Origin of the sequence: Alteriqipengyuania abyssalis, from assembly GCF_019857185.1 — a bacterium.
GTDB classification, from domain to species: domain Bacteria; phylum Pseudomonadota; class Alphaproteobacteria; order Sphingomonadales; family Sphingomonadaceae; genus Alteriqipengyuania; species Alteriqipengyuania abyssalis.
In genome coordinates this window covers 519,891-533,146 of sequence record NZ_JAHWXP010000001.1, presented here as the reverse complement: position 1 = coordinate 533,146, position 13,256 = coordinate 519,891, and the positions used below count along the sequence as shown (strand labels likewise).

Sequence of the window (13,256 nt, the reverse complement as noted above, 5' to 3'; positions counted from 1 at the left end):
TTCTGCGTTCATGCCGGAACTGCCCGAAGCCGAAGCCAATCGTCTGCGCGTGGAGCGCGACTGCCTCAATCGCACGATCGAGGCGGCGGAGCCGGGCGATGACACCAGCTATATCGAACTTCCCGGCGATAACGAGCGCGCCCGGCTGGTCGGCCATCAGTTCACCCGCACCCATCGCCACGGCAAGCTGATCTTCGCCGGCAGCGAAAGCGGCCCGTGGATTTGCGTCCACCTCGGCATGAGTGGATCGCTGCGCCCGTTCGACGAGGCGGATGGCCCGCCCGATTACGCCAAGTTCCTGATCCGCTTCGAAGGCGAGCGCCGCCTCGCCTTCCGCTGCCCGCGCAAGCTCGGCTGGGTGCGCGTGGTCGACAGCCCCGAGGCGGAGATCGAGCGGATCGGCTTCGGCCCGGATGCGCTTGAGATCGGGCGGGACGCCTTTGCCCAGGTGATCGGCGATTCGCGCGGCGCGATCAAATCCGCTCTGATCGAGCAGAAGAAGCTCGCGGGGGTCGGCAACCTGTGGTCGGACGAGATCCTGTACCGCACCGGAATCGATCCGGAGCGCAAGGGCACCGATCTCTCCGACAGCCAGCTAGGCGACGTCTACGATGCGATGCGCGACATCCTGCGCGCGGTGGTCGACACGCAGGCCGACTATAGCAAGTTGCCCGACGACTGGCTGATCCACACCCGCGACGAAGGAGCCGAATGCCCGCGATGCGGTGGCGAGATCGTCAGGACCAAGGTGGGCGGGCGCAGCGCTTTTCACTGCACCCGCCACCAGGAATAGCGCCTAGAAGCTGAACACGAACGTCTCGCGCCCGTCCTTCTCCATCGCGCGCTGGAAGGATGGCGTCTCGCGCATCTGCTTCATCCAGCGCTGGCAGTTGGGCCGCCCTTCCAGCTTGCCCTGCGCGTCGGCCGAGGCGATCGAGTAGCACATGGAGATATCCGCTGCGGTCAGGCGGTCGCCCGCCAGCCAGGTGTGGCGGCCCAGATCGCTCTCCAGCTTGTCGAAGATCACCTTCAGGCGCGGCGCGACCAGCATTTCGCGGACCTTGTCGGTCGCGAGGCCGATGACCGAGCGGACCAGCGCAGGGCTGCGTGCCTTCATCATCGTCAGCAGGCCGTTGAAGAACTGCATCGGCATCAGGCTGCCCACCCCGGCGTGGAACCAGAACAGGTAATCCACGCGGGCTGCCTCGCCCGGCGCAGGGCGCAGTGGGCTCTCGGGATGCATATCGAGGATGTAGTCGATCACCGCGTTGCTCTCGGCCAGCACCAGACCGTTCTCGTCGGTGATGACCGGGGCGGTGCCCAGTGGGGACAGCGCCTTGTACTCGGCCGGCGCAAGCCGCGTTTCGGCGTCGCGCTTGTAGACCTTCAGTTCATACGGCGCGCCGATTTCCTCCAGCAGCCAGAGGATGCGGAAGCTTTGCGAATATTCGAGGTGGTGCAGCGTGATCATGGGCGGGTCTCCTGACGGTCGATTGCCGGTCAGGTGCCCAATGGAGCGCATGGGCGCAAGCCGACCCCGACCGAAATCGGGGGGCGATGCACCATTCCATGAAAAGGAAATGGCGCGAGTGACGGGACTCGAACCCGCGACCTCCGGCGTGACAGGCCGGCGCTCTAACCAACTGAGCTACACCCGCGCATTCACGTGGGAGAGAGTGTCTCCGCTGCGTGGGAGGGGCGCGATTAGGCCAGCATTCGCAGGGTGTCAATCGATTCGCGCACCCCTTTTTCACATCTGTCGAGAAAACTTGGTTAGGAGCGTTTTAACCGCATTTTGAGCATTCCCTGCGAGCACCCACAAAGCCCTGAAAATCGGCATGGGGAGCCGTTTCATGCGTATCGGATTGCTGACTGGAAGTGTGGCCCTGTGCGTGTCTCTGTGCGCCGCCACCATCGCCTCTGCCCAATCGCTGGTCGAGATCGACCGCGAGGTGTTCGTGGAGCGCTCTCAGCAGCAGGGTGGACGCACGCAGCGCATTCTCGCCCCTGCCGACACGCTGGAGCGTGGGGACACGGTGGTGCTGATGCTCGCTTGGAGCACGCCGCACGACAGGCCCTTCACCATTTCGAGCAGGGTGCCCCGCACCCTCGCCTTCCGCGCCAGCGGGGGCGACGCGCCGCAGGTATCGGTCGACGGAGGGCGCACCTGGGGCACGCTGGAGGCCTTGCGTATCGAAGGACGCAAGGCGACCTCCGCGGACGTGACCCATGTGCGCTGGGATGTCGCCAACCCGCGCGCCGCGAGGGGACGCGGCGTGTTTACCTACAGCGCGGTGGTCCGCTGATCAGTTCGCGAGAATGGTCGCGGGCGCTTCGAGCCGGCGCTTGAGTGCCTGAATGAAGCTTGCCGCATCCCAGCCATCGACCACGCGGTGATCGCAGCTGATGGAGATGTTCATCAGCAGGCGCTTCTCGACCCGCTCGACACCATCGGCGCCCTTCACGAACATCGGACGCTCGACGATCTTGTTCGGGCCGATGATCGCAACCTCGGGCCGGTTGATAACCGGCGTCGTCGCGATCCCGCCAAGGGGGCCGAGCGAGGTGACGGTCAGCGTGCCGCCCTGCATCTCGTCCGACTTGGCCTTGCCCGTGCGTGCAGCCTCGGCCAGACGGCCGATCTCGCGCGCGAGCTGCCACAGGTTCTGGCTCTGCGCGTCCTTGATCACCGGCACCATCAGCCCCGCATCGGTCTGCGCGGCCATGCCCATGTTGACCGATCCGTGGCGCGTCACCACGCCTTCCTCGTCATCATAGGTGGCGTTGATCATCGGGAATTCGGGAATCGACTGACAGATCGCGGTGATCAGCAGCGGCAGGATGGTCAGCTTGGGCCGATCTCCGCGATTTTCGTTGAGCTGCGCGCGCATCGCTTCGAGGTCGGTCACATCGACCTCGTCTACATAGGTGAAGTGCGGGATGTTGCGCTTCGACGCGCTCATGTTCTGGGCGATCCGGCGGCGCATCCCGATGACCTTCACGGTCTCGTCCGAACGCGGGCCGGTCGCGGGCGAATAGCCGCCCGAATAGGCGAGGAACTGGTCGAGATCGCCGTGGCGGATGCGGCCATCCTCGGCCGGTTTCACCTGCGCGAGATCGATGCCAAGATCCTTGGCCCGCTTGCGCACCGCCGGGCTGGCGAGGACCTTGGTTTCGGCTGCTGCGGGCGCGCTCTTTTCGACCGGCTGCTTGGGTGCAGACTCGGGATCGGCTTCGTGCGCGTCGTCCGCGTCGCTGGCGTCGGGGTTCTCGACCTCGATCCGCTCTTCGACCTCGTCGTCCTTCGGCGCGGGGGCCGGAGCAGGCGCGGGAGCGGGCTCCGCATCGGCGGCAGCGGCGTTTTCTTCCGCGACATCGTCCGGAATCTCGCCCTCGACTTCGATGGTGACCAGCATCGATCCGATCGCGATGGTGTCGCCCACCTCGCCCGCGACTTCGATAATCTTGCCCGCGACCGGGCTTTCCATTTCGACGGTCGCCTTGTCGGTCATCATGTCGGCGATCTGCTGGTCTTCCTCGACCATGTCGCCAATGCTCACATGCCAGGCGACGATCTCCGCCTCGGCGATGCCTTCGCCGATGTCGGGCAGGTTGAAGGTGAATTTCGCCATGTCGGTGTTACTCGCTCAGAAGCTTGTCGAGGGCCGCGCCGATGCGCACCGGGCCGGGGAAGTAGGCCCATTCGAGACTGTGGGGATAGGGTGTGTCGAAGCCGGTCACGCGTTCGATCGGGGCTTCGAGATGGTAGAAGCAGCGTTCCTGCACCAGCGCGGAAAGCTCCGCACCAAAGCCGGAGGTGCGGGTCGCCTCGTGAATGATGAGGCATTTCCCCGTCTTCTTCACAGACTTTTCCACAGCCTCGATGTCGAGGGGGACCAGCGTGCGCAGGTCGAGGATGTCGGCTTCGACGCCCTTCTCCTCCATCACCGCCTTGGCGACGTGGACCATGGTGCCATAGGTCAGCACGGTCAGCTGCTCGCCCTCGGTCACGAGGCGCGCTTTGCCCAGCGGAATCGCATAATGCCCCTCGGGCACCACGCTATCGGGGTGCGATTTCCAGTTCTTCACCGGACGGTCGAAGAAGCCGTCGAACGGTCCGTTGTAGATCCGCTTGGGCTCGAAGAAGATGACCGGGTCGTTGTCCTCGATCGCGGCGATCAGCAGGCCCTTCGCGTCATAGGGCGTCGCCGGAATGACCGTCTTGATGCCCGATGCATGGGTGAACAGCGATTCGGGGCTCTGGCTGTGCGTCTGCCCGCCGAAGATGCCGCCACCGAAGGGAGAGCGGATCGTGATCGGCGCGCTGAATTCGCCCGCGCTGCGATAGCGCAAGCGCGCCGCCTCGCTGATGATCTGGTCGTAACCGGGGTAGATATAGTCGGCGAACTGGATCTCGGGGACCGGACGCAGGCCATAGGCCCCCATCCCGATCGCCGTCGCGATGATCCCGCATTCGGAGATCGGCGTGTCGAACGCGCGCGTCTTGCCGTATTTTTCCTGCAGCCCTGCGGTGCAGCGGAACACCCCGCCGAAATAGCCGGCGTCCTCGCCGAACACGACCACGTTGTCGTCGCGGCCCATCGCCACGTCGAGCGCGTCGTTGATCGCCTCGATCATGTTCAAACGCCGATCGTCTCCGGTCGCGTCGCGGCCCTGCTTGGGCTTTTCTTTCGTCTCGCTCATCAGTGCGGCACCCCGTCCGGATATTTCTTGTCGCGTTCTGCCTGCGACTGCGCGTTCTGTTCCTTGAGGTGCCAGGGCTCTTCCTCGAACACGTCTTCGAACATGGTGTGGAAGGGCTGGTGCATGCCGTGGCCCAGAATGCCGTTCTTCTCGGCTTCCTTGGTGTCGGCCTTGACCTTTTCGGCCGCCTTCAGGTCCATCTCGGCCTGCCGGTCCTCGTCCCACTCGCCCAGTTCGATCAGGTGGTTCTTGAGCCGCACCACAGGATCGCCAAGCGGCCAGGCATCGCGTTCCTGCGCGCTGCGGTAGCCGCTGGGATCGTCCGAGGTGGAGTGCCCTTCGGCGCGGTAGGTGAAGAACTCGATCAGCGTCGGCCCGCTATTGGTGCGCGCGCGGTTCGCCGCCCAGCGCTCCGCCGCATAGCAGGCGAGCGGATCATTGCCGTCGACCCTCAGCCCTGCGAGGCCGTAGCCGATCGCGCGGCTGGCGAAGGTCGCCCGCTCGCTGCCCGCAAAGCCGGAGAAGCTGGAAATCGCCCACTGGTTGTTGATCACGTTGAGGATCACCGGCGCGTTGTACACGCTGGCAAAGGTGCACGCGGCGTGGAAGTCGCCTTCCGCCGTGCTCCCCTCGCCCACCCAGCTCGCGGCGATGCGCGTGTCATGCTTGATCGCACTCGCCATGGCCCAGCCCACCGCCTGTGGGACCTGCGTGGCGAGGTTGCCGGAGATGCTGAAGAAGCTATGCTCGCGGCTCGAATACATGATCGGCAGCTGGCGGCCCTTCAGCTTGTCGCCGCTGTTCGAATAGATCTGGTTGATCATCTCGAGCAGCGGATAGCCGCGTGCGATCAGCACGCCCTGCTGGCGATAGCTGGGGAACACCATGTCGTCCGACTGGAGCGCCATCGAGGTGGAGATGCTGGTCGCCTCCTCCCCGGTGCACTTCATGTAGAAGCTGGTCTTGCCCTGCCGCTGCCCGCGGAACATGCGCTCGTCGAATGCGCGCACCAGCGAGAAGTGGTGCAGCATTTCGCGAAGAGTATCGGGGTCCAGCTTGGGGTCCCACGGACCGTGCGCCCGGTTATCCTCGCCCAGCACCCGGATCAGGTCCGTGCACAGGCCATGGGTTTCGGTCGGGTCGCAGGCCTCGTCGGGGCGTGGCTGGGCGCCAGCCTCGGGGATTTCGATGGCGGAAAAGTCCACCTCGTCCGCCCCGGGACGATAGTTGGGCTCAGGAATATGCAGCGAAAGCTGCGGCTTGTTGTCGGTTCGCTCGGGCCGATCGGCCATGCGTCTCTCTCCCGCGCCTCCGTTTGCCGAGACGCAATCTTTCACATCGGCGACCGGATATTGCGCAAGGCCCGAAGGGTCAAGCGCCCAGACCTTCCCCCGCGACCGCTCAGACCGCCACCGGTGCCTTGATCGGCGGATGGGGATCGTAGCCGCTGACCGAGAAATCCTCGATTGCGTAGTCGAAGATGCCCGGCGGACGCCTTGTAATCTCAAGCCTCGGGGCCCCGCGCGGTTCCCGTTCGAGCTGTTCCTCGATCAGGTGCGCGTGGTTGAGGTAGAGGTGGGTGTCGCCGCCCATCCACACCAGTTCGCCGGGTTCCAGATCGGCCTGCTGAGCGATCATCCGCGTCAGCAGCGCGGCGCCGAACAGGTTGAACGGCAGGCCCAGCGCGACATCGCAGCTGCGCTGATAGAGCAGGCAGTTGAGCTGCGTTCCATTCGCCCCGACGTGGAACTGGTAGGTCTTGTGGCACGGCGGCAGCGCCATCCGGTCCAGCTCGGCGACGTTCCAGCCTTCGATGATATGGCGGCGGCCGCCCGGATTGGTGCGCAGCGAATCGATCACCTGGCTGACCTGATCGATCCCCTCGCCCTTCTCGTACAGGCCATCGGGGCGGTAGCGGTAGGTCGGCCAGTCGACCCATTGCTTGCCATAGACCGGGCCCAGATCGCCCCAGCGCGCGGCGAAGCTCTCGTCATCCGCGATTCGCTGGACGAACTCGTCGAGCGGCAGGTCGTCGCCCGTCTCTTTCACATAGCGCGCATGCGGCCACTCGTTCCAGATCTTCACCCCCTGCAGCACCAGCGGGCGGATATTGGTCTCACCCGTCAGGAACCACAGCATCTCGCGCGCGGCGGTTTTCCAGTAGACCCGCTTGGTAGTCAGCAGCGGCACGGCATTATCCGCAAGGCTGCACCGCAGCTGTGCGCCGAATACCGAGCGCGTGCCGATACCGGTGCGGTCCACCCGCTCGTCGCCCTCGCGCCAGACGCGCGCCATCAGGTCGAGATACTGCTGTTCGTAGTGCGATTCGGTCACGGTGATCGGCCTAGTCCTTTCGGCGATCAGCGATAGGACAAACTTGTCTGCAATGTCCGCTTGCGTGTCCGGCGATCCACACCTATAGGGCCGCCTCTGCCTCGCGGGGTCCGCCCCGCAAGCATCGGTCGGGGAGTAGCTCAGCCTGGTAGAGCACTGTCTTCGGGAGGCAGGGGCCGGAGGTTCGAATCCTCTCTCCCCGACCAATTCTAGCGCGCTTTGACGACGCCGTCCCAGCATAGCGGGTGGGACGCACACCGATCCCGGTGTCAGCGCGAGCGATCATCGACAAGACGTCATGGCGCCTCGAGCTCGAGGTAGGCCTGACTATGCGCGCCGGGCCGGGAAGGACGCATGGTGCGCCCCTCCCGCCCGATATCTCTGCTTACCGATCCTGCGACATTCCGCAGACCGAATCGGCAAGCGCGGCGAAGCGCGGCTCCGCTGGCCCGAAGATATGTCCGAGACTGGCAGCGATCTTGCATCTGCGCCCATCCGCATCCAGTCGCGGATCGGTTCGCACCGCCTCGACGATCTGGTCGACCGAGGTCGCGTCCGTACCCAACCGCGTGCCTTCATCGTCCGGCGTATCGAAGATCATCGTGCGCTGAGCGGTTTCCGGTGTGAGCGCAGGCCACGCAGCAGGCGTGTCACCGGGGGCCCCGGTACGCGCGAAATTCCCCCAGTAATGCATCATGTCCCGCGAAAGCACCGCCCGGTCGTCGCTGGTATCGGAGTGGAACATCATGCCACCCAGCGAGCCGAGGAAATTGTCGAACATCCCAAAGACGAAGGGAATCTCGACCATGTGCGATGAGCCCAGCAGGTAGGACACGTCGGAAAACCAGTAGCTGCCCTGCCTATCCCAGTCGAACCGGTAAGAATAGACCTCGCCCGCGCCTGCCCGGACGACATCGCGCGCGGGCGCGTTAATCGTGGTCGCGCGCCATGCGCCCGACAGATATTCGGACGCTGCATCGTAAAGGTCCCTGTCGCGCGGCGTGATGATGAAGCCGAGACGCTTTTTGGTGTATTCCGGATCGAAGGCGAGCAGGTATTTCGCCTCTTCCTGGTTCGATCCCATGATGATGGGAATATCCCTCGCAACCAGCGACCGCGCGAGGCTCGCGCGAATGCCGTCGGCAGGGATGGTCACGCCATCATCGACCATGGTCGGGCTCCCCTCACGCTCGCCATCCGAAAGGTAGGCCTGCCAGATCTCTTCGGCGGATACCGAACGCAGCTGGCGAGCCGTCGGCTCGCGCGATCCGGTGATCTTCTGCGCCGCTTCGGGATACGGATTCTCGACCCCCTCGTGGCCTTCCATCGCCCATTGCATGGGCGTGCTCTGCGGGATGCCGCTCTGCGTGATGGCCTTGTCGAACAGCCCTTCCGAAAGCGGTGACACGATCAGCGCGTAGACATTCTGCCCGCCGGCGCTCTCGCCGAAGATCGTGACATTGTCGGAATCGCCGCCGAAGACGCCCGCATTCGATCTGGTCCAGCGCAGCGCCTCGATCAGGTCCAGAACCGCGAAGTTGGCCGCACCGGCAGCCAAACCGTCTGCCTTGTCGCGGAGCGCAGGGTGCTGGAAGTATCCAAGCGGCCCCACGCGATATTGCGCGACGACCACCACGACATTCTCGCGCCGGGCAAGTTCGGACGGGTCATATTGCTCCGCCCTGCCCCACATGTTGCTGCCACCGTGGATCCAGAACATGACCGGGAGCGCGCTGTTCGGCGTCGCATCGGCGGGGGCGTAAATGGACAGGTAGAGACAATCCTCGCTGCCGAGGATCTGGCCCTTGTCGATGCCTTCCAGCTCGTCGAGGGCGGTCGTGACCTGTGTGCACCATTCGGGATGTTCGTTGGACGCGAGAGGTTCGCTCCATGCGTGAACCGGACGGGTGGGCCGCCAACGAAGATCGCCGACCGGCGGCTGCGCATAGGGTATCCCCAGCCACGTCTTCACGCCCCGGTCAGAAACGTACCCGACAACCGGGCCGGTTGCGGTCTCCACCCGGGTCGAGACATCGAGTGGTGGGGGCCCCGCCTTGTCGGTCGAACTGCAGCCTGCCGCCATCGTGGCCAGCAAGCCAACCAACATGGCCCGGATGCGGTGCCCGTTAGGCCGGGACTTTGATCTGGCGTCATTCATTTGGTGCGCTCCGTAAGATGAGATTACGCATCGGCAGCAGATGCCGGCCTGGAAGAAGCCATGCCCGTCGGCAGGCCTTCCACCGGATCGGCTCCCAAAGTGCTGTCGCCCGTCCGCAGGTCTTGCGCCGGGATGCGATCGACCCGCTTGATGATTTCCGCGATCATGCGCGTCTGCCTGGCAGCCAGCTCCGCATCGAGCTTGTCGATATGGCCGTTCTGCGCGATGCCCAGCAGATAATTGGGGCCGCAGATCGAACCCATGTGTGGAATACCGCTGGCATGTAAGGCGGCACCCGTCGTGATGCCGGGAGCCACTTCGATCCCATGTTGCGCAAGGCCGTATTTCTGCAGTGCCTCGCGGACGACCTGCGTCAGGACACCATCGGTCGTCGCGAAATTCATGTATTCGTTGCGCCCCGTCGGCGCATAACCGACATCGGGAATATCTTCCCATTCTGGCGCCCCGAGGTGTTCGATCGTGAATGCGGCGGCCGCCCGTCTCACAAGTTCGGGGTGCGCGCGCATCCATCCCTCGCACTGCGGCAGTTCGCCCGTCATGTGCCCCGGCCATGCCGCAAAAACGACTGTACGCGTCAGCCGCTCGGCCCACGGCAAGCTCGCGAAGTGACGTGCAAGCTGCAGCATGGCGACGCAGCCGTTTTCTTCGATGAAGTTCTGCCCATCGGTGTGGGTGTTGATGATGATGACCTCATCGCTTCGACCGGGAAGCACGGCGGTGATTTGAGGGCAGTAACCGTCGACCCATTCGGCATCGAGCGTCAGCCTGGCGCGCTGACCCTGCCGAGCCTGCGCGCGCAGGCGCTCACCCGTATCCGCGCCGACAAACAGGGCGGGCAAGGGCGGTTTGTAGGACTGGCTGTGGGGCGAGAAGTTGTTCCGGATCATGTCGGACGAGACATCCATGATGATGATGACGCCTGCCGCCCCGGCCTCTCGCAGCCGGTCGAGCTTGAAGCCGGGAGTCAACCACAGCCGCTTGTACGGCCGGTCGAGATAGGCGTCCGCATCCTCGTTCGATTCCTGGAGGTAGCGCAGGTTTACAAGCTTGCGGATCGTCATCTGCGGAAGCCGACCATCCACCACGACGATCGCCCCCGCGGGGATCGCCGCGAGGTCGGCCTCCATCGTCGGGGAATCGAAGTGGCCCGCGTAATAGAGCTGACCTTCGATACCGTCCGGCCCTGTGGAGGCCGACCGCACATAATAGGCAATATCGGGCACGGCCTGCATTGCGTCGCCGCCCCCCACCTTGAGGCCAAAGTCCGCCGGCTTCCAGAAAGTGTATGGGTATTCCTCGCTCTGGAGCAGGTTCAGTCCGGCTTTCGCGAAATCGCTCGCCATCGAAGCCACATACCGTTTGTGATTTGCATTGCCCGGCAAACGCGGACCGAAATCGACCATCGCCTGATAGTCGCGCCGGATCGCCGCAGCATCGGGCAAGGGAACGGTGGCTGCCCGCGCCGGCACGATCCGGCCGATCCCCGAACATGCCCCAAGCGAGACCGATCCCGCGCCCGCACACGATGCAAGCATCGACCGGCGGCTGAACGTGGTTGCCATCGACAAGTCCCCTTCCAAATAGCCCGCAATTTTTGACCTGCGGGTCCATCCAATGGTGCGGAATGGTGCGGCCCGACCCGTTTCGAGTCAAGCTTCATTCAATTGTGAATGAATATTGACTCGCGACCCGATCTGGTGCCAACCCCGGCGCTGCGCACGCCGGAGAGCGTGTCCATCACGAGAGAGGGGAATTCTGATGCGCTTATTCTTGATGTCGGCTTCGGCGGTCGCGATCGCGATGTCCGGCGGAACTGCCCACGCGCAGCAATCGGACGCCGACGCCGCGCAAGCCAGCACGACCGATCCGGTCGACGCTGCGGACGCAGAGGCACAGGAAGGCAACCTGATCGTGGTCACGGCCGAACGGCGTAACACGAGCCTTCAGCGTGTCCCGGTCGCCGCCACCGTGCTTACCGGTGAAGACCTGGTCCGCAAGTCGGTCGACAGCGTGGAGCAACTCCAGTTCGCGTCGCCTTCGCTGACGGTGAATACCACCGGTCAGGGCAACGCGTTCAACATCCGCGGCATCGGAAAGACCGAGCAATCGAGCGCGATCGGTGTCGGCGTCGTCACCTATCGTGACGGGGTCGCGACCTTCCCCGGCTATTTCCAGCGCGAACCGTTCTACGACATCGCCAGCGTGGAGGTTCTGCGCGGACCGCAGGGCACGTTTGCGGGCAGCAACGCGACCGGCGGTGCGGTGTTCGTCACGCAGCAGGATCCCATCATCGGCTCGTTCGGCGGCTATGGCCTTGCCGAGTATGGCAACTACGACAAGGTCAAGCTCCAGGGCGCCCTGAACGTCCCAGCGGGCGACACCTTCGCCATGCGCTTCGCGGGCAATTTCGAAAGCCGCGACACATTCTACAACGTGTCAGGCCCGTGGACCGGCAACCCCGGCGACCAGGAATATGTCAGCGGCCGCGCCAGCTTCCTGTGGGAGCCCTCGGCGAACTTCAATGCGGTGCTGAAGGCCGATTACAACAACATCGAATATGGCGGCCTTCCGGCTGGCCGCGCAACCGAAACCGGTGATCCGCTGGACGTGGCAAACAACGCGCCGCTCGCGGGACGCGACGAGTTCGGCCGGGTGGTGCTGCGGGCGAATTACCGGTTCGACAGCGGACTGGAACTGCGCTCCATCACCGGGTTCCAGCGCGGTACGACCACCATATCCAACGACGCCGACGGCACGGCGGCCGAAGGGACTCCCGCCGCCCCGGCGATCAATTTCCGCGCCGATATCACGGAGGAGATCTGGTCGCAGGAAATCAACCTGATCTCGCCCGACAACCAGGCCTTCACCTGGCTGATCGGCGCCTATTACCAGGACGACCGCATCACCATTCCGGCGAATGTCGGCTTCGTTCAGGACGCGACCCCCAATTCGCTTGCGCCGCTGGTGTTCGACACGGTCATCCAGGGCACCAACCCCAAGACCGCCCTCGCCGGCTTCGGGCAGATCGCCTACGAATTCGCCAATGGTCTTGAAATCCAGGCGGGCGCAAGGCTTTCGCGCACCACTTCGGCCAATGATGCGCTTGCCATGGCGTTCATCCCGCCGCTGCCCGATCCGATCCTCACCTTGCCGCAGGTCGACAAGACAGAGGACGATCGGCTGAACGGGAAGCTCGCGCTCAACTGGACGATCGACCGCAACAACTTCGTCTATGCGTTTGTCGCGACGGGTGCCAAGCAAGGTGGCCTCAATGGCCCCAACTTCGCGGGTCTCCAGCCACGTGCATTCGAGGCGGAGGACGTCGTCGATTACGAAATCGGCTACAAGGGCACGTTCTTCGGCGGGAGGCTGCGCACCCAGATCGGCGGTTACTACACCGAATACGAGAACTTCCAGATCAGCATCGTCGATCCCGATGCGCCCAGCATCTCCTCGATCTTCAACGTGGCCGGGACGTCGAAGCTTTATGGCGTGGAACTGTCCGCACAGGGCAACTTCTCCGGCTTCGAGTTCGATCTTGCGACGGCCCTGTCAAATTCCGAACTCGGCACCTTCTTCGCAATCGACCCGCGGCTCGGGACCGGTGCGGCACTCACCTGCGATCCTGTTGACGGGCCCGCGAGTGCACGCTGCATCGATCTCACCGGGCGCGAACAACCCTATGCACCCGACTTCACGCTGAGCGCAGGCGTGCAGTACGCGATCCCCATCGGGGCCGACGTCAGCCTGACCCCGCGTGTGGACTTCTCCCACATCGCATCGACCTTCGGCACGCTCTTCCAGAACGAGGCGCTGGGGGACCGGCTCGAAGCGCGCGACATTCTCAACGCCCAGCTGACCCTCGTCGCAGGCGACTGGTCGATCAGCGCATTCGGGACGAACCTGCTCGATCACCACTATGTCGCGGCGATCAATGGCGCACGCCGCCTGGCGGGCGCGCCGCGCCAGTACGGCATTCGCGTCAGCCGCAGCTTCTGACGCCACGAGGCTCCTGTCGCGAACGGACCTGCGCCGTTCG

General features: G+C 64.4%; 10 protein-coding genes and 2 tRNA genes. 4 read left to right on the top strand and 8 right to left on the bottom strand.

Annotated elements, in window-relative coordinates:
• Positions 1-10 precede the first annotated feature (10 nt).
• The gene (locus KYN89_RS02585) at positions 11-793 is read left to right on the top strand and encodes a DNA-formamidopyrimidine glycosylase family protein (RefSeq protein ID WP_222823665.1); all 783 of its coding nucleotides are present in this window, start codon (positions 11-13) and stop codon (positions 791-793) included.
• 3 nt (positions 794-796) lie between these two features.
• Here KYN89_RS02585 and KYN89_RS02580 read toward each other — a convergent pair whose 3' ends face one another.
• Positions 797-1,471: a glutathione S-transferase family protein gene (locus tag KYN89_RS02580; protein WP_222823664.1), complete on the bottom strand. Its 675-nt coding sequence runs from the start codon at positions 1,469-1,471 to the stop codon at positions 797-799.
• A 110-nt stretch (positions 1,472-1,581) separates the two neighbouring features.
• Positions 1,582-1,658: transfer RNA gene (locus KYN89_RS02575), tRNA-Asp, on the bottom strand.
• 195 nt (positions 1,659-1,853) lie between these two features.
• On the opposite strand from KYN89_RS02575, the gene KYN89_RS02570 reads away from it, so the two are divergent.
• On the top strand, positions 1,854-2,306 hold the full coding sequence (locus KYN89_RS02570) for a hypothetical protein (protein WP_248284950.1): 453 nt from the start codon (positions 1,854-1,856) through the stop codon (positions 2,304-2,306).
• On the opposite strand, the gene KYN89_RS02565 is transcribed toward KYN89_RS02570, so the two are convergent.
• The 4 genes from KYN89_RS02565 to thyA form a co-directional block, all read right to left on the bottom strand.
• Positions 2,307-3,632 (bottom strand): dihydrolipoamide acetyltransferase family protein, encoded by a 1,326-nt coding sequence (locus tag KYN89_RS02565; RefSeq protein ID WP_222823663.1) that lies wholly within the window; start codon positions 3,630-3,632, stop codon positions 2,307-2,309.
• A 7-nt stretch (positions 3,633-3,639) separates the two neighbouring features.
• Positions 3,640-4,704 (bottom strand): alpha-ketoacid dehydrogenase subunit beta, encoded by a 1,065-nt coding sequence (locus KYN89_RS02560; protein ID WP_010237723.1) that lies wholly within the window; start codon positions 4,702-4,704, stop codon positions 3,640-3,642.
• On the bottom strand, positions 4,704-5,996 hold the full coding sequence (locus KYN89_RS02555; protein WP_222823662.1) for a 3-methyl-2-oxobutanoate dehydrogenase (2-methylpropanoyl-transferring) subunit alpha: 1,293 nt from the start codon (positions 5,994-5,996) through the stop codon (positions 4,704-4,706). Before KYN89_RS02555 ends, KYN89_RS02560 begins: the two co-directional genes overlap by 1 nt.
• A gap of 109 nt (positions 5,997-6,105) precedes the next feature.
• On the bottom strand, positions 6,106-7,038 hold the full coding sequence (thyA, locus tag KYN89_RS02550) for a thymidylate synthase (RefSeq protein WP_222823661.1): 933 nt from the start codon (positions 7,036-7,038) through the stop codon (positions 6,106-6,108).
• A gap of 129 nt (positions 7,039-7,167) precedes the next feature.
• On the opposite strand from thyA, the gene KYN89_RS02545 reads away from it, so the two are divergent.
• Positions 7,168-7,244: transfer RNA gene (locus tag KYN89_RS02545), tRNA-Pro, on the top strand.
• 179 nt (positions 7,245-7,423) lie between these two features.
• Here the strand turns inward: KYN89_RS02545 and KYN89_RS02540 are convergent.
• The gene (locus tag KYN89_RS02540) at positions 7,424-9,121 is read right to left on the bottom strand and encodes a carboxylesterase/lipase family protein (RefSeq protein WP_222823660.1); all 1,698 of its coding nucleotides are present in this window, start codon (positions 9,119-9,121) and stop codon (positions 7,424-7,426) included.
• Positions 9,122-9,219: 98 nt separating this feature from the next.
• A complete protein-coding gene (locus tag KYN89_RS02535) occupies positions 9,220-10,560 on the bottom strand; it encodes a M28 family metallopeptidase (RefSeq protein ID WP_248284949.1) in 1,341 nt (446 codons plus the stop codon).
• A gap of 415 nt (positions 10,561-10,975) precedes the next feature.
• On the opposite strand from KYN89_RS02535, the gene KYN89_RS02530 reads away from it, so the two are divergent.
• Complete coding sequence (locus KYN89_RS02530; RefSeq protein ID WP_222823658.1) at positions 10,976-13,216, top strand: TonB-dependent receptor; 2,241 nt, start codon at positions 10,976-10,978, stop codon at positions 13,214-13,216.
• The last annotated feature ends 40 nt before the right edge of the window (positions 13,217-13,256 follow it).